The sequence below is a fragment of the Nocardia sp. NBC_00511 genome (genome assembly GCF_045161165.1).
GTDB lineage: Bacteria > Actinomycetota > Actinomycetes > Mycobacteriales > Mycobacteriaceae > Nocardia.
Genome location: NZ_CP107849.1, coordinates 8693280 through 8715992, shown reverse-complemented (window position 1 = coordinate 8715992; position 22713 = coordinate 8693280). Strand labels below are relative to the sequence as shown.

Here is a 22713-nt window from a genome sequence, read left to right as displayed (position 1 = left end):
GCGGATTCCGATCAGGCTGCCAGCGGAGCGAGGTTGACACCGAGCGTGGTCTGCGTCAGGGTGTCGCCGTTGACCACCGACTTCGCCGAGGTGAGCTGCACCGACCATAGGAAGTTCCCGGACGTCGAGGCATCCCACAGGCTGATGTGGCTGATCGTCTCGGTTGCCGTCATCGAGAACGCCGGCGCGTTCGACAAGGCGATGGCACCTGCGGACGCGGCACTGAACGTGGCCTGGGCGCGGGTCGTCACCGTCGACGCGTTCGAAGTACCCGCCGATCCGGGGTCGCCGGTGTGCAGCTTGATGTAGATGCCGCCCGGCTGCGTCCACGCGGTCCCGCCGCGCAGGTGGTCCAGAATCTTGTTCACCAAGTTCACGGCATGAAATCCGGTGGCCATGGGTCAGTCCTCCTGCGGGGTATCGGAATCCGTGGTGCCGTCGGCGTGAGTCACCACGGCGTCGGCGGTGAGCGTGACTTCGAATGCAGCGGTCATGGCAGCTACCTCAGTTCGATTCGGATGGGCATCGTGCGCTTGGCAGTGCGGGAAGCGTTCGTGGTGATCAGGCAGGTCACGCCGTAGGTGACACCGAGGGTGCCGCCCGAGACCCAGAAGAGGACGTCACGGCCGCCGTCCACGATTGCGTCGCCAGGTTCCGGGGTCAGGCCATCGGGAAAGCCGAGGGTGTAAGCGCTGATCGTTTCCCCGGGCTCCAGGTAGGGCTGCGCGGATCCCGGTGAGCCCCAGTCGAATTTGTAGTCGAGGGTTTCGGCGGGGTCTTTGATCTTGGTTTCGAACACCATCAGGCGTCCTGCGGCTGGATCGCGTAGCCGCCGAGGAGCATCAGCGCCCAGGCGTAGGAATCGTCGAGCTTCTGTTCGGTGTCGGCTTCCTCGTGCAATACGAAGCTGCCAGCCCGCGCCATCAGCGACCGCTCCGCGCACGCACCGGTTTCGGTGGCGGGGAAGATATCCGCCTTCGGCCTGACGACACCGCCCAAAGCAGGCGTGACACAGATGGTGACGTAGGAATGCGTCTCGTACGGAGGGTCGATCTCGAAGCATCGAGCGCGTCCGACGAACCCGCCAACTTCGGCGACTTGTATTGTGGCTGTGGCCATTTCACTCCTAGTCGAAGATGTATTGGATGACGGTCACCGCGCCGTTCGCGCCTGCCGCGCTGGATCCGCCACCGCCCGCTGGGAACCCACCGGCGCTGCCGCCTGCTCCTCCTCCGCCGGACTGGCACGCCTGCCACAGCGGTGGGCTCGAAGTCCCTGCAGCGACTCGTCCGGACGCGCCACCGGCAGCACTCGAGCCACCACCGCCACCACCGCCGGCCAAGAGCCGCACGGGCGCTGAAGTGACGGAGGTGCCTGCCACTCCCGAGCCGGATCCGCCTGCGCCGCCACGCATGTAGGACAGGCCACCCGTGCCGCCGTTGTTCGCGCCACTGCCGCCTGGTGCGATCAGGTAGGTTCCGAATCCGCTCGCGCCACCATCGCCGCCGCTGGAGCCGCCCGCGCCGACCGTGATCGTCACCGAGCTGGGCAGGTCGGTAGCAGCGATGCGTTTGGGCGTGGCGACCGCCGCGCCACCGCCACCTCCAGCGGTGGACGATCCACCGCCGCCCGCGCCCCGGACGATCACCTCGATGGCGTAGAGCCCCGTCGGTTGGGTCCAGGTGCCGGTGGCCGTGTAGACGGTCAGCGCGACATGCACGTCAGGTCGATCGCTCGATCACGAAGCAGATGCCGACACCGCCGACACCGCCGAACGTCGCGCCACCCACCGCACAGGCACTTCCGCCACCACCGCCGCCGGGTGCCGCGCCCGCGCCGCCGCCCGCGCTACCGGAGACTCCGCCGCCTCCTCCTCCACCGCCGGTGGCGATGATCGAGGCCGGAGCTGTCCCGGCAGCACCAGGATTTCCGGCTGCTCCGCCGGGTGAAATCCCGCCTGCCCCACCGGCATAGCCGGTACCGGCTGACGCGCCGCCCGAGCCGCCGCCACCGCCGCCACCGTGGAGGTCGTAGTTGCTGACGCTCGAGCCCGGTGCAGCTGGCGGGGTGGAAATGTAGCCGCCGAGGCCGCCGTTGCCGCCCGGGATCATGCCTACCCCGCCGATGGCGAGCGGGCCGGGCTTGCCCCAGGAGCCACCGTTGCCTCCGCCACCGAGCAGCCATGCGCCGCCGGAGCCGCCGACTTCGGGGCCGAAGGTCGAGTTGCCGCCACCGGTGCCGACACCACTGTCGGAGGCCGCGCCCGCCCCACCCGCGCCGATCACGATCGTGATCGGCTTAAAATTGCCGCTGCCGTCTTTGGGCAGCAGGTTGGCCGGGATCGAGGTGTGGGTTTCCCCGCCGCCACCGCCTCCGCCGCCGGAGAGCGCCGACCCGGTGAGCAGGGCGTCGTAGCTTCCCGAGCCACCGCCGCCGCCAGCGCCGATGATGATGACGTCGATGCTGTGGATGCCTGCGCTGGGCGTGTAGGTGTTGTTGCTGGTGAACACGATGGCCACGCCCTGCAGCAGGACTTGGTTGAACTGGGCCTGCAGGGTAGTGATCGAATTCGAATGGTTGGTGATCGTCGGCAACGTCGCGACGTAGTGGTCATCGACCGTCCCGGAGATCGCGTCGATGATTGTCGCGAATCCGCCGAGGATGGCACCGAGTGCGCCTCCGATGAAGCTGACTATCATGGCGATCAGGCCGCCGCCGAGACCGGAGAACTGGTTGCTGGAGAAGCCGTCCTGCAGCGATTGCGTTGTAGCGGCCTGGGTTTGGGTGGCCTTGCCCGGAATCGAGCCATCCGCGGTGAGACCGTACGAGCCTGGAGTCAGCCCTGCCGAGCCGCCTGGGTTCGTCATCGCCGAGTGAATGCCTGCAGATCAGCTTGCAGCGCAGCGAGATTGAAGCCTTCCGGGCTGATGCCGGAAGTCAGCATCTCAGTGCTGAGGTACACCAAGGCCTCATCGCAATAGCGGCGGTAGAACCCGACCGTCATCTCCTGCACTCGCCCCCACGTAACTACACAGAATTGACCGGCCCGACGCCCGACCACCGGCACGTAGTGGCCGCCGACGATCTGCGAATTGCCGTGCCGCACATCCCATGGCTGGTTGGCGTTGAATTCAGCCTCCGCGTAGGCGGGGACCCGCAGGCCGATGCCGACCGCGCCGAAGATGTAGCTGGCCGCAGCGAGCTCGTCCGGGTCGCCGGGAGTGAGTGCGACATATGCGCCGACGCGATGCCGAGTCCCGGCCGCGTCGAGCACGCCGATCCGGCGTCGGTAGGACGCGGCGGCCTGCATGTCGGTGCCCTTGTCAGACTCCGGATCCAAGGGGTTGTAACCGGTGACCGCGCTGTAGTCGGAGAGCACCGACTGCTCGGTGAATTCGATGTCGGTGTTGGCTTCCCGACCCCAGATCATGGTCTCGTGGCCGGCACCTGCCCACAGGCAGTCGGCCACCTCGTCGTTGCCGAGCATCCCGTAATCCGCGATGGCCTTCTCGTGCCCGAACTCTGCCGGAACCTTCGGCAGCACAGTGGAATCGAGGTAGGTCGCCAACTTCAGCGTGGTGGCGTTGATCCGCGCGGGCAGCTTGCCGAATTTCATTCAGGACTCCTCGTCGGGAGAGGCCGTCTCGCGGCGTTGGATTCGGATCAGGGTCCACAGCAGGTCGAGGATCGCGACGCCCACGAGCAGCAGGAGCATGGGGCGGATGATCGAGCGGCCGGGGTAGGAGTAGTCCGTGAGGATGGTGGCCAGACCTTGTGTGCAGATCGCGGCGATGCACACGACCAGGCGGATGATTGCGCGCCCTGCGGCGGTCGCCGACCAGTGGGAGCGGGTCATGTAGACGAAGACGAAAACCCATGACACCCCGGCTGTTCCGGCGAGGATGACATCGGCGACGGTCTCTTTGTTGGGGAAGATCGCCAACAGTGTCAGGCCCAGCGCGGTGATCGCGCCAAGCCCGATGATTCTCTTCATGCTCTGCGCCTCTCGAAGGCGAGCTCGATGCTCTCGCCGAAGTGATTGCGTGACAGCAGTTCGTGCGCGTCATTGGCGACCCGGTCGACTTCCGGCCACAGCGCTCGCACCCGGGCGAGGTCCGCTGCGGCGCAGGCATCAGCCGCTCGCGCGCGGTCGAGATCCTCGGGGTTGAAGTCGATGTGCCTACTCCGACGTCGCCACATGGTCGCTTCCCGCGTGCGTGGTGGTGGGCAGGGATTGCAGCACGCGGGTCTGCACATCGCCCTGGACCATGAGCCGGGTCACCTGGGCTGTGAGCTCGCTGTTGGCTGCATCTCTCTTGGTGAGAGCGTCCTGGAGGTAGGCGATCTGGGCGTCCTTGGCCGCCATCATCCGGTCCACCTGCTCGGCTGGCACGATCCGGCCGGTGCTCATCAGCCGCCAGAACGCGAGGATCACCATGAGGCCCAAGCCGGTGCCGATACCGCCGGAGATGCCATTCCAGGGGATGGACTCGAGCACGTCTCTACTCGGTCCCATCACCACCGAGTACGTCGGTGATGACCTCGGCCTTCTTCAGGAACACCAGCGGCGCGGTCAACGCGGCAGCGATGCCGGCAACCCAGGAGGCCGCGGTGCTCAGGCCGCCGGTGGTGAGGTCCGCGGCCACCAGTCCGAGGACGCTGATAGCGGAAGTCAACAGCGCGACAAGAGCCTTGGCGATCTCGGCAGGCCGATAGTCGAGGGGATTCAATGAGGTCTTCATGCCTGCTCCTTGGGCTGCAGCCACGCCTTCAGCTCGGCGACCGCGTCGACGAGGGTGAGCGGCTGCCCCTGGTCGTTGTGTCCGAGCTGCGGCCACGGGCTGAGCTGACCGCGGATGTAGCGGGTGTTGTCGAGCAGCTCCTGCTGCTCGTCATCGGTGAGTGCCATGAGTCCTCCTGAATTGGGGAATGGGATTGTGCCGAGTAGGACATCGAGTTCGAACCGAGTGCCTTGGAATGCGTTGGCGTCCAAGAGATGTCCGGCGACTTGCGCGGCGTCGGTGAACTGGAGGAGGTCGACAGTCTTCCCACCGAATCCGTTCCAGAATGTGGAGTCGTCACCCGGGTACATCACCGACGCGGCGCCGCCGCGGCCGCTGACGTATGAGGACTGGATCAGGCCGGGCACTTGCGAGAGGTCGGGGCGGCCGATGTTCTGCCAGTACCAGCGGGGAATGTAGGACAGGGAGATCTCGACGCCGCGGGAATTGCAGGCGCGGACGAACGCCCAGAAGGTGTCCATGCCGCCGGAGTTGGCCTCGAAGTCCACCATGGCGGGCATCTCGCCGAGGTTCGAGCAGAAGACCTGCGCCTGCGCGTTCACGTCGGAGTCCCCGCGCAGGTAGTGGTAGCCCGCTACTGCGAGGCCGGCGGCTTGGGCGGCGTCGCGGTAGTGAGGCCAGGTCCAGTCCAGGAACCCGTCACCTTCGGAGACCTTGCAGAATACGAACTCGAAGCCCTCGGCTTTGACGAGGGACAAGTCGATGTCGCCGCCGTTGTTGTTGGAGATGTCGATGCCGTAGATGGTCATTCGGTGGCCTCCTTTCGCTTGAGGTCCGCGAGCCGCCGCAGTGCCGGAGGGAGGTTTTCGCGGGCCGCCTCGAGGGCTTGCGCCTTCTGCTCCTCGGTCGTCATGGCGGCGATCTGTTGAGCCATCTCCGGATTGAGCTGAGCGAGCAGCCTCTCCGCGGTCGCGCGCCATTGATCCGCCGAGGCGTCGGTGTCGGTGTGGACGGCACGCCAGCGCTCGTATTCCTCGCGGTCGACCCGCTTAGGGACGTTGAAGCTGCCGACCTCCGGGTGATCGCCAGGGATCAGCCATTTCGTCTGCTCTGTGGGGTCGTGGCGGAAGCCGAGTTCCCACAGCAGTTCCGACTGCATGCCCGGAACGGTGGGCAGCGCCGGCACCATCCCCATCTGTGGATTCGGTGACGGGAATGCACCCAGCGCCCAGGCCAGATGTTGTTTCGGGTCGTCCATGTCGGCGTTGTCTTGGGTGATCGGCACAGCCCGGCGAAGGGCAGCGTTCACATCCACACGGTCACCTCCAAACATGTTGGCTATCAGTGGGATTCAGCTGAGCAGATGGCAGCCGATGTTGCTGAGGGTGGCGAGCGCGAAGGAGATGGCACGGTTCTGCCGTTCCGCCAGGGTCATCGCTGCCTGCGCGAGCCCGATCTGCGCCTTGTACTCGTGCGGTTGCCCGGCCGAGTAGTCCCAGCCCAGCGTGAGTTCCTCGCACTGGTCGACCCGGATGGTGCTGGTGGCCTGCTCGAAGGTGGAACCGATGCGGTCGCCGGGCATGAACATGAGCCCCGGCAGGAACCGGCCGCCCGAACCGAGGGACATGACGTGTGCGGATTGGGCCTGTGTGGCGAGGAACGCGCCGCGCAGGGCGACGACCGCGCCCAGGCTCCAGGCGTTGTTCTCCGCGCCTTGGCCGAACACTTCCCACAGGTGCGCCCAGCCGAGATTCGTTGCACGAGAATGGTTTTGCCATTCCAGCCACGCGAAGATCGTCCCGACGAGAAACGGCATGATGACGTCGGCGACGATGCTGCCCAGGCCGGAGAATCCGCCGAGGAGGAAGTAGCCGATCAGTGCGCCGATGCTTTCGATCGTCAGCCGGGCGAGGTTGTCCGCGAGGGGGTTGTCGCCGCCGACGATCGCCCGGACCGCGGTGGCTGGCCCGTGCGTCCATTCACTGGTGTCGATCGAGTTGTACTTGCTGTCCCGGATCACGATCCACGTTCGCGTCGGGTCGCCTGGCCCGAGGTAGTCCGCGTCGAAGTAGCTGGGCGGCCACGATTCCGGGTCACCGGCGAGGATGCTGACGTCCTCGACGAAGCCGTCCGCGAAGCCCTGCACGGTGCGCGCGAACCCACCGCCGATGCCGCCGCCGGTCGCGGTGCCGTCCGGCGAGTAGTAGCCGCTGGTGTCGACCACCTCGAGCACCAAGGCTCCGTTGGCGACGATCGGTACGCCTGGGACGTCGGAGGTTTCGCCGTCGTCGGTGATGATGCGCCGGTACCGCATGGTCAGCTGGGCGTCGTCCAACGCGTTGGCGATCACCTGGTCCATGCGGTTCATACGGGTCGCGATCAGCGTCCACAGCGACGAGTCGTCCAGGTCGATGGGGTTGGCTTTGATGAGGACTTGCCAGCCGCTCCAGTCGAAAAGGTTGTCCCACTGGTCGATCGCGAAAGGATCGTCGGGCAACGTCCAGAGGTTGCCCTCGAGCCGGATCAGGTTGAGCAGGATCATCATGCTGATCGCCCACTTCGCGGGCCCGAAAATCGGGAGCACTCGCGGGAATTGGAAGATCGGGATCGGCAGCAGTGGGTTCGGTGCGCCGAGCATGAACTGCAGGTATTGCAGGTCGTCGATGAAGCAGATCTCCAGGTACCAGATGCCGGACTTCTTGACGGCCTTGAAGTACTTCATCAGCCCTGACCAGCGGACTTTGCCGCCGTAGTGGTCGACGGTGATGACGACGTTCTGTTTGGCGTCCGGGTTGTCGGGTAGCTGGATGATCTGCCGGGCCAGGAAGTGGTCCATGCGCAGCCGCAGGGTGCCGGTGTTGCCGAATTGGTTGCGCTTCCACGGGAAGTCGCCGCTGATGTTGTCGCCGGCTTCGCCCATGAGGATCAGGCCGGCCGAGCCGTCGGGTTTGTTGGTCCACAGTCGCGGGCGCGGGCGGGCGCGGCGCATGGCGTCGAGCTGGTCGCGACGCGCCTGGCAGGCGGTGTGGATCTCGTCGTGCGACAGCATCGCCGTCACAGCGACATCCCGAACGGCCTCGAATACCAGCGGTCGACCTCGATGGTCGCTGCCACTCCGGCGGTGGCACCTGTCACCGAGACCGTGGTCGAGAACGGCGGGGTGTAGGGCGCGACTGGATAGATCATTTCGCGGCCGTTGGACCGCATCCACGGCCCGAGACCACCGGCCACGGTGAGGATGAACGGCTTGTCGGTGTTGGTGTCGACCTCGACGTCCTCGCCTGCCAGCAGCGCGACCACCGGGAACATCAGGTTGGTGTCCGCGCCGGGCGTGCGCTGGAAGTCGATCTCCTGCCCGAACGACAGATCCGGCAGTGTCCACTGTCCGGGCGCGTTGAGCGTCCAGCGCGGGAACACCGCGATGTCACCCGGGTTGCCAGGGTGTGCGAAGCTGCTCGTCGACCCAGATGTCCCGCTGCTGAGCGTCCAGGCCGAGGTAACCGGGTCCGCCGCCCAATGCGGTTGCTCGCAGGCAGCGCTGACCATGACCGTATTGGCCTGAAAGTTGAACGGGTCCTTACCTTCCCAGTCGCCGGTCTCGAAGCTCTTGGGGTCTTCGAGCAGCCGCATCGTCAAGCGGCGCACACCCCATCGGGTGGTCTCGGCCTCCAGCTGGAAGGTGTCGTCCGGGTCGCCGAGGTCTTGGCGCACCTGATCAGCGATAGCGATCTCTTCCTCGGGATCGTCACCGGCAATCACCAGACCGAACAACGGATCTCGCCGCTTGTACGAAAACCCTTGGTACTTCTGCAGCCCACCGCCGGAGGAGATCCAGTAAGTGACCGCTGGCGAGTCGTAGAAGTTCTTCGGCTTCGGCATCAACTCGACACCCTCACGGCCTGCACCGGGCCCCGAGATCGTCCAGACCCGACCCGATCTGCCGATCAGCCGGATCGCGAGATGGTCGCTCACCCGACCGCCGCCAGCTGGCCCATGGACTTGATGTGTGCCTGCCGCTCCACCAGGTCCGCGAGGTCTCGCACATCGGCGACACGCGGCTCATTGATGTTCGTGATGTGCTGTGTCCCTCCGCTATTCGAGGAGTTGGTGCTGCGGAGCTGGCTGGGGTCGAGGCTGACAGGAGACCAGCGTCCAGCGTTGATGGCTTCGAGCGCGTCGCTGTTGCGGGTGGCGTCGTAGGCGTTCACCACGAACTCGTCCGGGCTGGCCCAGATCGGCACGCCATCGGAACGCCGACCACCGATACCGGTGATCCGGCCGCCGTCGGCGTAGCCGTGGCCTTGACCCCAGACCGTGGTGGCGTCGCCGTAGCGGTCGGCTGTGTAGTTCACCGAGGCCGCGAAGTTCGATGCGCCGTCGAAGATTCCACCGCCGTAGAGCGCCGAGCGGTATTTCTGGTAGTTGTCCTCGCGCATCTGCATCAGGCCGAGCACGGTCTGGATGCCGCCCTGGCCATCGGGGTCGTTGTCGTTGCGGGCGTTCTCGTTGCCGCCAGATTCCGACTGCGCCTGCGCGAGACCCGGCTCCAGCCAGGAGGACGGCTTGCCGAGCGCTGACAGCACCTGTTTGAAGGCGGGCCGCCACTTCTCCACCGCATCCGGGAAGACCTTTCCCGTACCTGTCGTCGCGGTGGTCGAGGTGTCCGCGCCCGGCACCTGGGTAGCCAGCGCCGGATCGGTCACCGTCGCGTCGGACTGTGGAGTCGACGTGGTGACCACGGTCGGAAGGTTCTGCGGCGTATACGAATAGCCGCCGGTCGAGGTGCCGGTGTTGAAGTGGTCGTAGAGCGAGGTGGCGGCCTTGTTGTAGACGTTGTTCTCGCTGAAGATCGAGTTCTCCAGGCCGAACCCGCTCAGGATCGCGTCGGCGAAATAGCCTGCGGCCTTGGTGAAGATGCCCTTCAGCGACAAGCTGCTGTTGTCGTCCTTCTTCTGCGCGGACTCCAATGCGTTCTGCGCTTTCTGGTATTTGATGTCGGCGGCCGTCTTGTCTTGAGCAGTCGAGGCCGGATTCGCGTACACCGCATTGCGTTCCGAGTTCGCGGTGTCCACGGCCGCTTTGTCCTCGGTGATCGTCAGCTGGGTATCGGTGACCTTCCCAGGCAGAGCGGCCTGCGGATTCGTGACCGTGGTCGTATTCGTGTTGTAGGTCGTCGCGCCCGGAGTCGAGGTTCCCGGCACGTACGCGCCGCTGCCGCCAGCCGAGTCCATGACGAGGTAGGCGCGCTGGTTGAACAGGTTGTCGCTGGCGCCGATGGCCTGGCCGCCGTACATGACCTTCGAAGTGGCACCGCCACTTTCGACATTCACCGAGTTCGGGAGAGTGCCTGCGGTGTGGCCACCGGCCGCCATCGATGCGTCGTTGACCCAGCCGATCCGGAAGGTGCTGCTGTTGCCGACACCGGTCTTGAATCCGAGCGCAGACAGGTACTCGCCCTCGTTTGCGGTGGAGAAGCGGCCCGAGTTCGGTTCGCGGCCGACCGATACGTTGGCGAGCTCGGACTGGTAGCCCGAGCAGTCCTCGGCCCCGCCTGGCGTGTAGGGGTTGCCGTCGCGTGACTGGGCGTACGAGATCAGGTCGGAGACGTGCGAGACCGCGGTGGTTTTCGTGGTGTCGGTGGTGGCTGGGGTGGTGGTCTTGTCGTCGATGACACCGCCGTCGGCGTGGGCGGGAAGCTGGCGGAAGGTGCCCGCATTGATCTGCGCCAACTCGGCGTCGTATTTCTTCGACGACTTCTTATTGACCACCCACTCCCCGCCGTCCAGACGCGCGACCGGCATTCCCGCGGCGTTGACCGCGAGGATCCCGTCACGAGTCTCGGTGCCGGGGCCAGTAGTGGGCAGCTGGCCGCCGCCGGCATGGCCGGGCACAACGACACCGCGATCGGTCAGCGCCTTTTGGAGCATGATGGCCACAGGAGATGCGTTGTCGGGCAGCTTCCAGTCGATGTTGATCGCCTGCGTCTTGTCCGGCAACTTGGTGTCGATCAGGTCCTGAAGTCGCTTCTTGGCCTCGTCGGTCTGGGCGACGACATGGATCTCGCCCTTCTTGCCGGAGACGTCATCGACGGACACGCCCAGGTCCTTGAGCTTCTGCTTTGTCTCGGTGGTCAGGGCATCCGTAGGGATCGTGACGCCATCCTTGCTGGTATTCAGCTCCTCATTGATCACGGTCAGCTGCTGCTTGACATCGGTCGCACCCTGAAGACCAGCCAGGATCTTGATGTCCTTGGGCAGGTAGCCGATTCCGGTCGCCAAGTCCTTGATCGTCTGAACGTCGAGGCCGGTCACCCGGGCGAGGTCGCCGAACTGGGTGTTGTTCTTGTCGAGGACCGGCCCGAGGTCATTGCCTGCGAGGGCGGCGTCTGCGGTGGTGTCGCGGATCTGCTTCAGCGTGTCGTACAGCTTGCGGCCATTGGCCGTGGTGGTGTCGATCTTGCTGCCGTCCAGCAACTTGTCGCCGAACCCCTGGCTCTGATCCCACTGCGCGGCAAGCTCGGCGGTCTGGCGGACCTGGTCGTTGTAGCGGGCCATCGCGTCCTGGGCGTCCAGAGACTTGCCTGCCAACACATCCAGCGCGGCCTTCATCGCACTGAGCTTGTCCGTGCTGGATGCCGAAGCATCAGCGAGCGTCTTCACCGACTCGGTGAGCGAAGAGAACCCCGGAGTCGTATCCAGGGCCTGCTGCGTGGACGCAACGAGCTCATCGCGCGTCGTCTTCAGAGACGCAACAACATCCGAGCCAGCACTGCCGGTCCGCTGCAGGGCACTGATCAGGCTGTCGTACGCGGATCCTCCGTCAGCGACGACGGTACCGACGTCCGACATCTCCAGCTTCTGATCGCGCAGCACTTTCTTGAAGGTGTTGTTCTGGTCGATGGCACGCTGCACCGAGTCGTACTGCTTGTCGACTTCGTCTGCGTTCCAGGTGAACACCTTCTTCTGGAACGAACTCCATGCCGTGTGGCCGGAGTTCGCAACATCGGTGATGCCGGACAGGTTCGCGGTAGTCAGCGCGGACGCTGCCTCTTTCGCGCTGGTGGTCAGCGCGCCGTTGGACTGTTCCAGCGAATTGCGGAATGTGTCTTGGGCTTTCGCGCCCTTGACGACGGCGTCGGCGAGCGCGTCCTGGACGCGGCGGGTTTGGTCAGCGTCCGACCGGTAGGCCAGGAAGGCGGCCGCGCCAGCGGCGAGCGCAATCCCCCACGGTCCACCGAGCGCCGACATCAAGCCTGCGCCTGCGGACTTCAGAGTGCCCCCGGCGGTCCGGAGGCCGTTAGCGATCGAGCTCAGCCCGCTGCCCGCTGCGGCGAGCGTTCCTGCGGTTCGGCTGAACGAGGACGCGCCGGAGGCGGCATTCAGGAAGGCCGTCTGCATGCCCGAGATTGCTGGGACGTGGGTGCCGAGTTGCTGCACCGCGGAACCGAATCGGCCGAGTGCCACCTGGCCGATGCCAGCGACGTTGGCGACGCCCCCGTTGGCGGTGAATACGTTGCGCGCCGCGGTGCCGAAGTTGTTCAGTCCGGTCCGGGCGTTGTTGACGTACCCGCGCATCGTGTTGAGAGTGCTGCCAGTGTCGGAGATCTGGGTTCGGACGCCGGTGAAGATCGGCCCCAGCGTCTTGAACGCCAGGTACGCGACGACCGCGCCCTGCACCAAGCCCGGGTGAGCACTGAGCAGGTCGGCGGCGGCCTTGAGGAACGGGGTCGCGATGCTGCTCCAGGTCTGGAAGCCCTGATAGACCCCGGACAGCAGCTTCGGAAGGTCCGCCAAGAGCGGCTTGATCCGGTCCAGATCGGCGCGCGCCTGAGCGAAGAACGAACTCAGCTTCTCTTGTCCGTCTGCGGATTTCAGGAATCCGGCGAAGTCTTGGGTAGCCTGCCGCAGCGACTTGCTGACGCTGCCCGCATCGGCCGCTCGGAAGACGCTGGCAATGATCGAACCGGTGTCCTTCAGGATGCCGAAGAAGGTGTGAGCGGCGTCGATGCCCTCCTGGATCCAGGTCTTCAATGACCCTGTCGCGGCACCGACCTGGACTTTGTTGTCGAAGTCGGTGGCGAACTTCGCGAAGTCGGTGCCCATCTTCGGCAGGAAGTCCGTGCCGACGGTGACGAGCTTGGTCAGCGCATCCGTCAGTGGCGCAGCACCTTTGGCGGCATTCTGGAATCCGGTCGAGACGTTCGCCAGCGACGTCTTGAAATCGGCTTTATTTGTCTCCGAGGACAATTCGGTGATCGAGGCACGTAACCCGGTATTGATGGCCGTGTTGATCCCGACCATCCCGGCCTTGAGCCCGGGCAGCTGCACGGTGGCGAGCGTGGTGACCGCGGTCCCCATGCCGTTGGTCAGGGCGTCCTGCGCGGCGGTGCGCGCGTCCTTCCACGCCGGGCCCAGCGCATGGATCTGGTCGACCATGTCGCGTGCGTTCGGCGACAACTTCGCCAGCGCCTTGTTCAGGGCGGAGTCGCTCGAGGAACCCTTCGCCTGATCGCGCTGCGCCTTCTCCAGCTCCTGCTGCGCCTTGATCTGGTTGTGGGTGGCCTCGGTGACTTTCTGCTGAGCGGCAGTGACCTTGTCGCTGCCGTCGATCCCCTTTGCGTTGGCTTCGGCGGTGTCCTGCTTGAGATCCGAGGTCTTCTGCTGCTGCTCCTTGAGCCGCTGCACCGCCTCCCGATACGACAGGTCCGCGCGCTTGCGAGCATCGGCATCCGCGGTCGGATCGTGCTGAACCTTAGCGAGGTTCTTGGCTGCATCGGCGACCGAGAGGGTGGCGTCTTCGACGCTGAGTTTCTGGTCTTCGAGCTGGTCGTTGAGGTCGCGGAGCTCGCGGCCTTCATCCTTGTAGCTGTTGGCCAAGTCTTTGTTGGCGGTGGTCGCCGCCCGATCTGCCTGCTCGACCGCGTACTGGGCTTCGGTGACCGCGTTGGCCTTGTCGATCGCCTCACCCGCGTCGGACCCGCTGCTGGAGGACTTTTCACCGAACGCCTTGAACGCGCCCGTGATGCCGCTGAATCCCGTTGCGATGGACCCGATTCCAGCCAGACCACCGAAGCCGATCGCCGGCAGCAGCGCCAACGCATGGCTGGCCTTCGCCGCTGCCCCGGCGATCGCGAGCAGGTCGGCGACCACACCGGCCGCACCGACGACGCCAACCACCTTGGCCTGCAACGTTAGAACCGATCTGATGTCTCCGGCAAGTTTGGAGGCTGATGCCTTGGCGGCGGACCCATTGACGGTCGGGGCAATGGTCGAACTACCGCCCGCGGCCCGACGCAATGCCTCGATCTGTGCCCGCGCGGCTGCGGTATCGGCGTTGACGCGCATCGACGCATTCCGGGACGCAGCGCGACGCAGTTCGTCGACATCGGTTCGCGCCGCGGCAGTATCCGCATTCACCCGCATGCTCGCGTTGCGGTTGGCTTCAGCGCGGAAGGCGTCGAGTTCGGTCCGGGCTGCCGCAGTGTCGAGACCCATGGTGACGTCGACCTTGAAGTCCATCGACTTCAGTTCGGTCTCAGCGTCTCTCACGAAATTCGTGAAATTCGGTTTGATCTTGATCGCAGCGGTACCGGCATCGTACGTAGGCATGACCCTCCTCTCTGCGGCTAGGCGGACAACTTCGGCGTGAGGTCGACGTGAGTGGGGCTGAAGACCGAGACCAGGCGATTCATCGCGGCCTGGCGCTTCTGCAGCCCCAGGACATCCGCGCCGGTGAGAGGGCGCGGAAGCATCGACGCACGAGGGTCTTTCGCGAACTGGGCGATCTGCAGGTCCGCGATGTCACGCAATGCGTGCAGCTCGGCGGTGAACCGGAACGCGGGAGGATTCTTCGACTTCGGCAATTTCGCCGCGGCCTCGGCGAGCGCCGGATCAGTCAGGAGCACGGAATGGCAAGCGCTGCCGGTGATCTGCTGAACTCTGCTGACGAAGCGAAAGAACTGCGGCCAAGGCTTGAGTCCTCGTATCCAATCGAGCGCGTCAAGGCCGAGAATCTCCTGGAAGTCCCATTCGATTTCGTCCCAGCGTTCCTCTACGAGTCGGAGGATTCCTCGGATTTTCCCGGCGCCTCCTCGGCGCTGGGGCCGAAGAAGTGCCGGTTGAAATCTGCTTCGAATGCTCGCCATTCGGCGACCGGCCGGTTCTCGTACAGGGCGTTGACAGCGTCGTAGTGCGCGCCGAAAACCGCCCGGTGTACCGCCTCCTCGGTAGAGGCGTCGTTGACCGCAAGCATCTGACCTCGCGTCAGCGCAGGAAAGACGATGTCGTCGGTGAGGACGTACGGCTTCGGTGCCGTTACTTCCTTCTGCAGGTCATAGAACCGTCCGACCGGCTCCGGCGTGGCGGCTGCGACGACCTTGACGACGTCGCCTCGCGGCTTGGTGGCTGGCGTCTTGCGTTCGACCATGAGAATTGCCTCCCCGGCATGTATCCCCGGCATGTGAAAGCCGCCCACGCCCGCCGGGGAGGAGGAGGCGTGGACGGCGTCTGATGGGTTAGCTGACGGTGATCGTGCAGGTCCCGGTGAAGGTCTTGTAGGTCGCGGTGATGACCGAGGAGCCGGTGGCGACCGCGGTGATCAGACCCGTGGAGGACACGGTGGCCTTCGCCGGAGTGCCCGAGACGTAGGTGGCCAGGGCGGTGACGTTGACGCCGTTGTTGTCGACGACCATCAGCTGCTGGGTCGCGGCCGCAGCCTTGGTGGCGGTCGACGGGGTCACCGTGATGCTGGTGACCGGCGGGTGGAACCCGGCGTCCCCGGCCAGTGGCTTCCAGCCCGCACCCGCGTAGGTGATACGGGTCGCGTAGCCGAGGGTCCGGTGCTTGAGGAACGTCAGCGTCACCGGGTACATCGCGATGCCGTCGTCGTTGTAGGTGATGTCACCGGACTTGGACAGGGTCGCGCGGGCGGAGTCGATGATCGTGTAGATCTCGCTGCCACTCTCGCCGTCGACACCGATCATGACCAGCGAGTACTCGATATTGAACGCGGTCTCCGGAATGACCAGGTGCACCTCACCGGTGGTGCCGTCCGCGGTGACGTCACTGAAATCGGCGCCCCAGTACAGGCCCGCGGTGATCATCGACGTTTCCTGCGCGGTGAAGTCGACGGTGGTGGTGCGGTCCTTGCGGATGATCCGCGAGGCCGACTGCTCACCGTAGGTGTCGACCGGGGTCGAGTTGATCGCCGTGGCCAGCTTGGTGCCGGCCTTCTTGTCCAGGTTGCCGACCGGGATGTACGCGGCATCCAACGGCACGATGAGGCCGGAGCTGTCGGTGAAGTCGACCGGGATGGCGGTCCCCTTCGGGGCCAGATACACCGCCCAGTCCAGGACCGCGATCTCAAGATCGGGGTTGCCCTGACGGACGTCGGTAGCGAAATCGGTTCCGGTCATTGCTGTCCTCCTTCAGAGGGTCGCCCGGGGTGCGGGCATCGCGAGATGACACACGCCCCGGGCGGGCGCGCGTTTAGTGAAAGCTGTTGTTCAGGAGAGGGATTCGCGGGTCTTGGCGTAGTCCGTGCGCGGACGGGATGGGCGGCACACCACACGGAAGTTGAGCTGCACCAGCCGTTCCTCGGGCGAGAGCTCCGGGAACTGCTGTGGCCCTACCAGTTCCTCGACCGAGTCGATGAAGGTCTTGGATGAGTCCGCGCGGATCACGGTGCCGCCGTTCTTGAACGACAGCAGCCATTGCCGGCACAGCTCCATCAACGCCCACGAGTCCGTGCGGGTCTCGGCAATTACAGCGACCTGCACAGCGGCCGGATCCACCATCTTCGTGACATCCGCAGCACCGCCGCCACGGAAGATCCGCACCAGCGGCAGCCGCTCGGTGTATTTCGCCGGCAGCCACGTGCAGGCCAGCGGTCGCCGCGGTTGCCCGTTGTCGAGTACCGGATCACCGTTCTGGTCGAGAACATCGACCAGGTCGAGGATCGGCTGCAGGGCATCCAGGACCACCAGCTCGCGGTCCGGAAATCCGCCTTCCCACCAGTCCGGGAACCGAAGGCTCACAGGGATCCCATCATGTTGAGGATCTTGTTGAGGTCGTGTGCTCCCTTATGGACCTCGCTGAACACTTCGCGGGCGGTGTTCGCATCGCGTCGTGGCGCTTCGTGGTCGGCACCGGTCAGACCGAATTCATGCCAACCCGCGTAGTAGGCGGTCGAGCTGCCGACTGTCATCACCCCTACCCAGCGGTCGCCCTCGAGGTCGGTGGAGACGTGCGCCGACTTGGCCAGCTCGCCCGTGCGTTTGGCGACTATCTCCCGGTAGAGCGCCTGATAGAGCTCAGCGGACTCGAACACCATGGCCCGGCATTCGGGCGAGACGAGCCATTGCGTGATGAACGGATTCGGGCGGCTGGGGATGTTGACGTCGTCCACTACGTCACCCCTTTCACCCGGAACAGCTGTCGGCCGGTCAGCCGTCCGGTGAGCGGGTGCGGCCCTGACCAGCGGGAGAGGCCGACAATGGTGAACTTCTCGCCGGTCGGTGAGGTCGGCCGGTCCGAGGTCCGCACGTCTGCCGTGTCGGGTGGTGCGAGGATCCCGTGGGCCACGACGGTGTTGCGCTGGAAGTCGGTGACTTCTTCGGAATCGCTCCAGAAGATGCAGTCATCGACCGTGAACGTGGAGCCGGGCAACGTATCCCCAGTGGGATCCTGAGTGCCGGGCCTGGTGAAGGTCCAGGTATCGCCGTGCCACATCAGAGCGGCCCCGGATAGTGGTCGGCGTCGGCGAATCCTGGATCCGTGGAGGCGTACCAGGCGATCGGGTCAGAGCCCGGTCGGTCGTCGGCCACGAATCCCGTCTCCCAGTCGTGGTGGCCGCGCGTGGTTCCGAGCGTCCAGAGACCGGCCTTGGGGCGCGCCTTCTTCAGAATCGCGATCTCGGAGGCGGTGAAGGGAGAGCCGGTCACGGTGGCGGCCGCACGGCTCGCCGCCATCGGACCCATCGTTTCGTAGACGAACCCTCCCGGGTTCTCGTACATCCGCCGCGCCCCCGACAGCACGACGGCAACCACGTCATCCGGGACACCGACGGGAGCGTCCGGCCACGATTGTTCGGCGATCGACCGGGCCAGGGCCGAGACATCGCTGATGGCCGCCGCGGCGCGACCGAGGTCGGCCCCGGTGAGGGTCAAGCCCAGTCGTGTCTGCAGCGCGGACGCATCAGCGATGTCCGGCAGGGTCATATCAGGACACCGTCACCAGGCAGGTCGAGGTCAGCGCGCTACCACCCGGAGGGGTGTAGGTCGCGGTGACCACTGACGTGCCTGCGGCGACACCGGTAACAAGACCGGTGGAGGCCCCGACCGTGGCCTTCGAGGTCGTCGCCGAGGTCCAGGTCGCGGCGGTGGTGACGTCGAAACCGTTGGAGTCGTACGCCTTCAGCTGGTGCGTGGCAGTGCCGACGATCGCCGCGGTCGAGGGAAGAACCTCGATGCTGATGACCGGGAGCAGCAACTGCACACCGCGAACAAACCCGTCCACAGGGTCCGAGATCGCCTGGTAGCCAGCGAACGAGTTGATCACCGAACGGTCGGTGAGTGTCGTCGGGTCGTAGTCCCGAATCCATCGCATTGCGAGGTTCTGCATCGACTGGCTGTTGCCGAATGCTGCGCCCTGGGGGACGTTCGGTGCGCGGTTGGCGAACACGTAGGCCGACTTGTGCGCGAGGTACGCCTCGCCTTCGCGCAGCGCATTCGAGGTGACGAAGGTGGTGCCGCCAATCTGGCCGATCATCGCGTCCCGCAGTGCGGTGTTGTTCTGGTCGCCGCTGTGATCGAACCGTGCGAACTGGGGATCCTTCAGAAGTGCCGCTTCCCACCCGGGACCGCCGATCAGGATCCGGTTCGCCATCGGCACATTGGCGACGTTCAGCGCCTTGCGGGCGTTGATATAGGCATCCCAGGTGGCGCCGTCGCCGGTGCCTGTCCGCACCACTGTCTGATAGGCCGCGCCCTGGATCATGGCCGCGATGTCGTCTTCGAGTTGCTCGCCGACCGCCCGAATCTGCGGGGTGAGAACCTGATCGCCGATATCGAAGATGTCGAGCGTGAGTTCCTCGTCGGTGAGCGGGACGGCCGAGTACACGTCCTCGGTCAGCTGGACAGCCACCACCTGCTCGGTGAGGGTGTCCAGCGTGATGTTCCGATCACTGCCGGTGCCGCGCAGGGCGCGCTTGCGGGCGGTCGCACGGGCCGGAATGCGGAGATTGATGGTGTCATTGAACGCACCAGCGAAGTCGCCGATGCCGTTCGTCCACACCACACCGGGCAGGACGATCTCACGCAGCAGCAGCCCGATGGCAGTCCGGTTGATGATCGTCGGCTTTTCGAAATTATTCGCCATGATCTACCTCCTTCAGAGGTTCTAAGGCCACCGTCGGCCTGCTCATGGCGAACAGAGGTGGCGCGAAAGGTGGTCAGCGGCGCGGGATTTTGGCGATGATCTTGTCGATGTCGATTTCGTCGTCGCGTGTTTCGTCCGGCCGGCCGCCGCCGCGAAGGGATTCCTTCGGCTTTTGGGTCAGCGGCGTCTTGGGTTCTGACTTGGGGAGGTCCTCGGCCATATCGGCCGCGTCCGCAGCAAGTTCTTCCGGAGTGCTGCCGCTCAGGCGCTTTGCCCAGGACGGGGGCAAGCCCGCATCCCTGGCAGCCTGGACACGCATCTGGCCGAGCTTGAGCGTGTTGTTCTCGGTCTCCAGCGCTTGCAATCGCTCCGTCAGGCGCTGCTCATTGGTCTTTTTCGCGTCCTCGAGTTCGTCGTACTTGGCGGCTTTCGCCTTCCAGTCCTCGGCTCCCGCGAACTGCGCTCGTACTTTCGCCAGCCGTGCACCCATCAACTTGTCGAGTGCGTCCTGGGAAGTGATCGGAGTGAACTGCGGCGCAGTCTCCTTCTCGGGTTCCTGCGAATCCTCCTGCGGTGCCAGCGTTTCCGGCTCTGCGGGAGTGGGGTCTTCGATCGGATCAGTCATGATTCGATTCCTTCATTCAGTGAGCCCTGCGGCATTCGTCCATACGCTGAACGGGGCGCATCCACCGAGGCGGTGGGAAGCTATTTGAGTGCGGCTTTGAGCCGGGCGATCTGCTTCCGGTTCCATTGCACCTGCGGTGAGCTCTCGGAAAACCCGCGTGCGATAAGGCTTTCCGCGAGCTTCTCCAGTGCGGGCAGCTGCCGCCGGGCGACGTCGGCTGCCGACTCGGCAGTCTTCTTCGCCGCACGGGCGGGGGAAGCGGCGCGGCCGGTCGAAGCAATCACGTCGGTGTTGCCGAGGATCGCGCCGAAGCGGGCGATCTGCTGGTCGATCCACCGGACCTGATCGGAGTCCGCGGAGAACCCGTCCTTGAGCAGCTCGTTGCGTTGCACCAGCAGCGAATGCATGTCGATCCGCGGAGCATCAGGGACGTCGGGGACTTCGTAGTTCTTGCGGAACGCCTTGATCGCTTCCTTCGACGGCAAGCCCTGCGAGTGCTGTTTCCACTGCTCCCACAACGCTTCCGAGGTGGGGTCGCGGGTATCGCTGTGGCTGTAGACGGGCCTGAGCCCGCACCGGCATGCGTCGTGGACTTTCGCGACACCTTCGCCTTCGAACAGGTTGTTCGAGCCGGTGAAGCTGGTGTGCTTGTAGACCGCGCCGCGGCTGGCGAGCATCGCGCAGAAGTAGCAGGGGTCCACGTTCAGCACCCGCGCCCACCCGACCGCTTCGTGGTCGAGGTCGACTGCGCGGCGTACGACCGCGCGGCCGCCGTCGATGGCGATGCGGATCGCGACCTTCGAGGACAGCACCCGGCCGGCGTCCATCGCCTGCTCTTCGGGCGCGGGCATCTGCTTCTTCACTTCGCCCGGGCCGGTCCCCAGCAAGCTCGCTGTGGACTCGGTCGTCTGGAATGGCGTGTCCTCGATAACCTTCGGCACCGCACGGCGGGCTTCCGGCACCGGCGAAGCCTCCGGGACCACGTTCTCCGGCGAGGCCGCTGCGGTCCCAGGAGTCGACGGCGGGCTGGGTGTACCGCCGAGTGCCGCAGCGAGATGTGCCTGGAAGTCTGCGGCCGCTTGCTGCGCGGCAGCGGATTCGGTCGTGGTCGTGGCCGGTGTTCCGGTGAGGGCTGTCAGTTCGGGAGCGGCGGGCAGGTTCGCGTGCCGGTAGTCGATCACGAACTGCTGCGCTGCCCGCTGCGAGGCTTTGTAGGCTTCCTCGACCACCGGGAGGGTGGCCTGAATCCAGGGGACCTGGCTGGTTTTCAGGTCGTGGAAATCGAGGATCTTCCACAGCGGCGCCAACCGGGTCACGACGCCGGCGGCGATCGCCCGCTGCTCGGCCTGATGGTTGAGCACCAACCAGGCAGCCAGCCAGGCCAACGGGTGCGAGTCCTGCCCGTTCGCCTTCCGCTCGTTCGAGTTCTGCTTCTGCGAATCCTGCTGCTGTTGAGTCTGGGGCGGGGCGGTCATGGCGCGGCGGGGATCTCCGGTGCGGCGACGCCGAGTTCCTGATCCTTGGCCACCAAGTCGGCGCCGGCCGGGGTCGCACGGATATCGGACTGGCTGCGCAAGTACTTCGACAGCGGGTCGTCATCGAGCGCGTGATCGGCCCACTCTTCGACATCGGCTTGGGTGACGCCCGGGATTCGCGCCCACAGGTATTGGCGTGGGATGCCGAGCATCTGCGCAGCCTTGCCCAGTGCGTCGACGGCTTGCGAGAGCGACCGGACTTCCACGTCCTGCCAGGTGATGCGGGCCATCACATCGTTTGCCGCGTCCAGGTCGCCTTCGAGCTTCGCCGAGAGCCGCAGCATCTGCGAGTGCGCGGCGCCGAACGCCACCTGCCGCTCGTACACCTTCTGCGTCAGAGGCGCCCGGGCGGCTGCCAATGCTTCCGCCGAGAGATTGACCATCTTTCCCGTCAGCAGGTGGTTCGGCAGCTGCGCCACCGCGGCGAGCGCTTCGATATCGGCTTCGGCTGCGGCGATGAACCCGGTGAGGTTGGTTTCGTCGAGGGTGCCGAACTTGGTGTCCGGATCCTCGGAGACGAGGAAGTCTTCCTGACGCAGCTTGAGCTTCTTGAGGTTCGCTTCTTGGTCCGTTTCGGCGAAGTTCGCCATCCCGGAGATGGTGCGGACCTTCCAGGAGTTGAAGTGCTGGACAGTCAGGCGGTCGAACTCGGTCTTATCGATCCTGGACGCCACGGGAATGAATGGCTCGACTTCACCTGGGGTGCGGCCGTCCAGATCGAGTTGGTTGCAGTACCGCACGACCGGGCACACACCCGCCGAATGGCCTTCGGACTTCAGCCACTTCACGCCGTCGTTGGTGCGAGTCAGGTAGTGCACGTAGGTGTCGTCGAATACCTTCAGATCCAGGACGCCACCGCGTTCGGGCTCTACCTTCATGGCGTAGATCGGCCAGTCGTCGGCTGCTGGATCCTCATACACGGCGAACATGCGTTGTGGTGAAACACCGCGCAGCACACTGGTTTTCACCCCATCGGGACTGACGCCGGGGAGAACGATCGTGTACGAATACCCGTACGCCAGCGCGGCGCGGTGCACAGCGATCTGCCGCACATCGAAGCTGTTCGCGTTCCATGTACGCCACGGGCTCGAGTTTCCCTTGGCGTCCGGCGACCGGTACCCGTCCCCGTACATGGTCTGCGCGATCGTCGTGACAACCAGGCCTAGCCATGGAGTCCTGCTCAGCGCCAACAGATTTCGCAGTTCCGATGTCGCGCCGCGCGGCACATTCGGATTGGCCTGATCACCCTTGTACCAGAGGTCGATCAGTCGCAGCCGAGACCGCTCCGCCTCGAACGCCGGCCACAGCGACTTCCCGACATAGGCCACCAGCTCAGCTGGGTTGGCGAATGACTGCTCGCCAGGCTCAATGTCGAGCCCGAACGGTTCCGGCGACGCTGTCGCGGCGAAAACCCACGGCACAGCAGGCATCGTCAC

26 protein-coding genes are annotated in these 22713 nt (G+C 65.3%); all 26 read right to left on the bottom strand.

Features of this window, described 5'->3' with window-relative positions; genetic code table 11:
- Positions 1–11: 11 nt before the first annotated feature.
- Positions 12–398, bottom strand: a complete 387-nt coding sequence (locus OG300_RS40565) for a hypothetical protein (RefSeq protein ID WP_405490515.1) — start codon at positions 396–398, stop codon at positions 12–14.
- Positions 399–499: 101 nt separating this feature from the next.
- Positions 500–802 carry a hypothetical protein gene (locus OG300_RS40560; protein WP_405490513.1) on the bottom strand — a complete coding sequence of 101 codons (303 nt, stop codon included), beginning with the start codon at positions 800–802 and terminating at the stop codon, positions 500–502.
- Positions 802–1119 carry a hypothetical protein gene (locus OG300_RS40555; RefSeq protein WP_405490511.1) on the bottom strand — a complete coding sequence of 106 codons (318 nt, stop codon included), beginning with the start codon at positions 1117–1119 and terminating at the stop codon, positions 802–804. Before OG300_RS40555 ends, OG300_RS40560 begins: the two co-directional genes overlap by 1 nt.
- Before the next feature lie 7 nt (positions 1120–1126).
- Complete coding sequence (locus OG300_RS40550; protein WP_405490509.1) at positions 1127–1720, bottom strand: hypothetical protein; 594 nt, start codon at positions 1718–1720, stop codon at positions 1127–1129.
- Between the two features lies 1 nt (position 1721).
- Positions 1722–2867 carry a hypothetical protein gene (locus OG300_RS40545; protein WP_405490507.1) on the bottom strand — a complete coding sequence of 382 codons (1146 nt, stop codon included), beginning with the start codon at positions 2865–2867 and terminating at the stop codon, positions 1722–1724.
- Positions 2864–3616 carry a hypothetical protein gene (locus OG300_RS40540; RefSeq protein ID WP_405490505.1) on the bottom strand — a complete coding sequence of 251 codons (753 nt, stop codon included), beginning with the start codon at positions 3614–3616 and terminating at the stop codon, positions 2864–2866. The genes OG300_RS40545 and OG300_RS40540 overlap by 4 nt, the downstream gene beginning before the upstream one ends.
- A complete protein-coding gene (locus OG300_RS40535) occupies positions 3617–3994 on the bottom strand; it encodes a hypothetical protein (RefSeq protein WP_405490503.1) in 378 nt (125 codons plus the stop codon).
- A complete protein-coding gene (locus OG300_RS40530; protein ID WP_405490501.1) occupies positions 3991–4200 on the bottom strand; it encodes a hypothetical protein in 210 nt (69 codons plus the stop codon). Before OG300_RS40530 ends, OG300_RS40535 begins: the two co-directional genes overlap by 4 nt.
- Positions 4181–4516, bottom strand: a complete 336-nt coding sequence (locus tag OG300_RS40525; RefSeq protein ID WP_405490499.1) for a hypothetical protein — start codon at positions 4514–4516, stop codon at positions 4181–4183. Before OG300_RS40525 ends, OG300_RS40530 begins: the two co-directional genes overlap by 20 nt.
- A complete protein-coding gene (locus OG300_RS40520) occupies positions 4503–4742 on the bottom strand; it encodes a hypothetical protein (protein ID WP_405490497.1) in 240 nt (79 codons plus the stop codon). The genes OG300_RS40525 and OG300_RS40520 overlap by 14 nt, the downstream gene beginning before the upstream one ends.
- Positions 4739–5551, bottom strand: coding sequence for a GH25 family lysozyme (locus OG300_RS40515; protein WP_405490495.1), 813 nt, complete (start codon positions 5549–5551; stop codon positions 4739–4741). Before OG300_RS40515 ends, OG300_RS40520 begins: the two co-directional genes overlap by 4 nt.
- Complete coding sequence (locus tag OG300_RS40510) at positions 5548–6051, bottom strand: DUF2744 domain-containing protein (RefSeq protein WP_405490493.1); 504 nt, start codon at positions 6049–6051, stop codon at positions 5548–5550. Before OG300_RS40510 ends, OG300_RS40515 begins: the two co-directional genes overlap by 4 nt.
- 42 nt (positions 6052–6093) lie before the next feature.
- A complete protein-coding gene (locus OG300_RS40505; RefSeq protein ID WP_405490491.1) occupies positions 6094–7800 on the bottom strand; it encodes a hypothetical protein in 1707 nt (568 codons plus the stop codon).
- Positions 7797–8621: a hypothetical protein gene (locus OG300_RS40500; RefSeq protein ID WP_405490489.1), complete on the bottom strand. Its 825-nt coding sequence runs from the start codon at positions 8619–8621 to the stop codon at positions 7797–7799. Before OG300_RS40500 ends, OG300_RS40505 begins: the two co-directional genes overlap by 4 nt.
- A gap of 89 nt (positions 8622–8710) precedes the next feature.
- The gene (locus OG300_RS40495; RefSeq protein WP_405490487.1) at positions 8711–14350 is read right to left on the bottom strand and encodes a hypothetical protein; all 5640 of its coding nucleotides are present in this window, start codon (positions 14348–14350) and stop codon (positions 8711–8713) included.
- A 17-nt stretch (positions 14351–14367) separates the two neighbouring features.
- Complete coding sequence (locus tag OG300_RS40490; RefSeq protein WP_405490485.1) at positions 14368–14886, bottom strand: hypothetical protein; 519 nt, start codon at positions 14884–14886, stop codon at positions 14368–14370.
- Positions 14793–15167 (bottom strand): hypothetical protein, encoded by a 375-nt coding sequence (locus OG300_RS40485; RefSeq protein ID WP_405490483.1) that lies wholly within the window; start codon positions 15165–15167, stop codon positions 14793–14795. Before OG300_RS40485 ends, OG300_RS40490 begins: the two co-directional genes overlap by 94 nt.
- An 88-nt stretch (positions 15168–15255) precedes the next feature.
- Positions 15256–16155, bottom strand: a complete 900-nt coding sequence (locus OG300_RS40480) for an Ig-like domain-containing protein (protein ID WP_405490481.1) — start codon at positions 16153–16155, stop codon at positions 15256–15258.
- A gap of 90 nt (positions 16156–16245) precedes the next feature.
- Positions 16246–16776: a hypothetical protein gene (locus OG300_RS40475; protein ID WP_405490479.1), complete on the bottom strand. Its 531-nt coding sequence runs from the start codon at positions 16774–16776 to the stop codon at positions 16246–16248.
- Positions 16773–17147, bottom strand: a complete 375-nt coding sequence (locus OG300_RS40470; RefSeq protein ID WP_405490477.1) for a hypothetical protein — start codon at positions 17145–17147, stop codon at positions 16773–16775. The genes OG300_RS40475 and OG300_RS40470 overlap by 4 nt, the downstream gene beginning before the upstream one ends.
- Positions 17147–17407, bottom strand: coding sequence for a hypothetical protein (locus OG300_RS40465; protein WP_405490475.1), 261 nt, complete (start codon positions 17405–17407; stop codon positions 17147–17149). Before OG300_RS40465 ends, OG300_RS40470 begins: the two co-directional genes overlap by 1 nt.
- A gap of 62 nt (positions 17408–17469) precedes the next feature.
- The gene (locus OG300_RS40460; RefSeq protein ID WP_405490473.1) at positions 17470–17958 is read right to left on the bottom strand and encodes a hypothetical protein; all 489 of its coding nucleotides are present in this window, start codon (positions 17956–17958) and stop codon (positions 17470–17472) included.
- A 1-nt stretch (position 17959) separates the two neighbouring features.
- Positions 17960–19117 (bottom strand): Ig-like domain-containing protein, encoded by a 1158-nt coding sequence (locus OG300_RS40455; RefSeq protein ID WP_405490471.1) that lies wholly within the window; start codon positions 19115–19117, stop codon positions 17960–17962.
- A gap of 73 nt (positions 19118–19190) precedes the next feature.
- A complete protein-coding gene (locus tag OG300_RS40450) occupies positions 19191–19742 on the bottom strand; it encodes a hypothetical protein (protein ID WP_405490469.1) in 552 nt (183 codons plus the stop codon).
- An 80-nt stretch (positions 19743–19822) separates the two neighbouring features.
- Positions 19823–21049 carry a hypothetical protein gene (locus tag OG300_RS40445; RefSeq protein WP_405490467.1) on the bottom strand — a complete coding sequence of 409 codons (1227 nt, stop codon included), beginning with the start codon at positions 21047–21049 and terminating at the stop codon, positions 19823–19825.
- A 164-nt stretch (positions 21050–21213) separates the two neighbouring features.
- A complete protein-coding gene (locus OG300_RS40440; protein ID WP_405498848.1) occupies positions 21214–22707 on the bottom strand; it encodes a phage portal protein in 1494 nt (497 codons plus the stop codon).
- Positions 22708–22713: the final 6 nt, after the last annotated feature.

Coding starts and splice junctions, on each gene's coding strand:
- OG300_RS40545 (WP_405490507.1), bottom strand. CDS start 2,867: ATGACGAACCCAGGCGGCTCGGCAGGGCTGACTCCAGGCTCGTACGGT.
- OG300_RS40530 (WP_405490501.1), bottom strand. CDS start 4,200: ATGTGGCGACGTCGGAGTAGGCACATCGACTTCAACCCCGAGGATCTC.
- OG300_RS40500 (WP_405490489.1), bottom strand. CDS start 8,621: ATGCCGAAGCCGAAGAACTTCTACGACTCGCCAGCGGTCACTTACTGG.
- OG300_RS40495 (WP_405490487.1), bottom strand. CDS start 14,350: ATGCCTACGTACGATGCCGGTACCGCTGCGATCAAGATCAAACCGAAT.
- OG300_RS40560 (WP_405490513.1), bottom strand. CDS start 802: ATGGTGTTCGAAACCAAGATCAAAGACCCCGCCGAAACCCTCGACTAC.
- OG300_RS40565 (WP_405490515.1), bottom strand. CDS start 398: ATGGCCACCGGATTTCATGCCGTGAACTTGGTGAACAAGATTCTGGAC.
- OG300_RS40515 (WP_405490495.1), bottom strand. CDS start 5,551: ATGACCATCTACGGCATCGACATCTCCAACAACAACGGCGGCGACATC.
- OG300_RS40440 (WP_405498848.1), bottom strand. CDS start 22,707: ATGCCTGCTGTGCCGTGGGTTTTCGCCGCGACAGCGTCGCCGGAACCG.
- OG300_RS40535 (WP_405490503.1), bottom strand. CDS start 3,994: ATGAAGAGAATCATCGGGCTTGGCGCGATCACCGCGCTGGGCCTGACA.
- OG300_RS40450 (WP_405490469.1), bottom strand. CDS start 19,742: ATGACTGATCCGATCGAAGACCCCACTCCCGCAGAGCCGGAAACGCTG.
- OG300_RS40555 (WP_405490511.1), bottom strand. CDS start 1,119: ATGGCCACAGCCACAATACAAGTCGCCGAAGTTGGCGGGTTCGTCGGA.
- OG300_RS40455 (WP_405490471.1), bottom strand. CDS start 19,117: ATGGCGAATAATTTCGAAAAGCCGACGATCATCAACCGGACTGCCATC.
- OG300_RS40520 (WP_405490497.1), bottom strand. CDS start 4,742: ATGAAGACCTCATTGAATCCCCTCGACTATCGGCCTGCCGAGATCGCC.
- OG300_RS40525 (WP_405490499.1), bottom strand. CDS start 4,516: ATGGGACCGAGTAGAGACGTGCTCGAGTCCATCCCCTGGAATGGCATC.
- OG300_RS40460 (WP_405490473.1), bottom strand. CDS start 17,958: ATGACCCTGCCGGACATCGCTGATGCGTCCGCGCTGCAGACACGACTG.
- OG300_RS40480 (WP_405490481.1), bottom strand. CDS start 16,155: ATGACCGGAACCGATTTCGCTACCGACGTCCGTCAGGGCAACCCCGAT.
- OG300_RS40485 (WP_405490483.1), bottom strand. CDS start 15,167: ATGGTCGAACGCAAGACGCCAGCCACCAAGCCGCGAGGCGACGTCGTC.
- OG300_RS40490 (WP_405490485.1), bottom strand. CDS start 14,886: ATGGCGAGCATTCGAAGCAGATTTCAACCGGCACTTCTTCGGCCCCAG.
- OG300_RS40540 (WP_405490505.1), bottom strand. CDS start 3,616: ATGAAATTCGGCAAGCTGCCCGCGCGGATCAACGCCACCACGCTGAAG.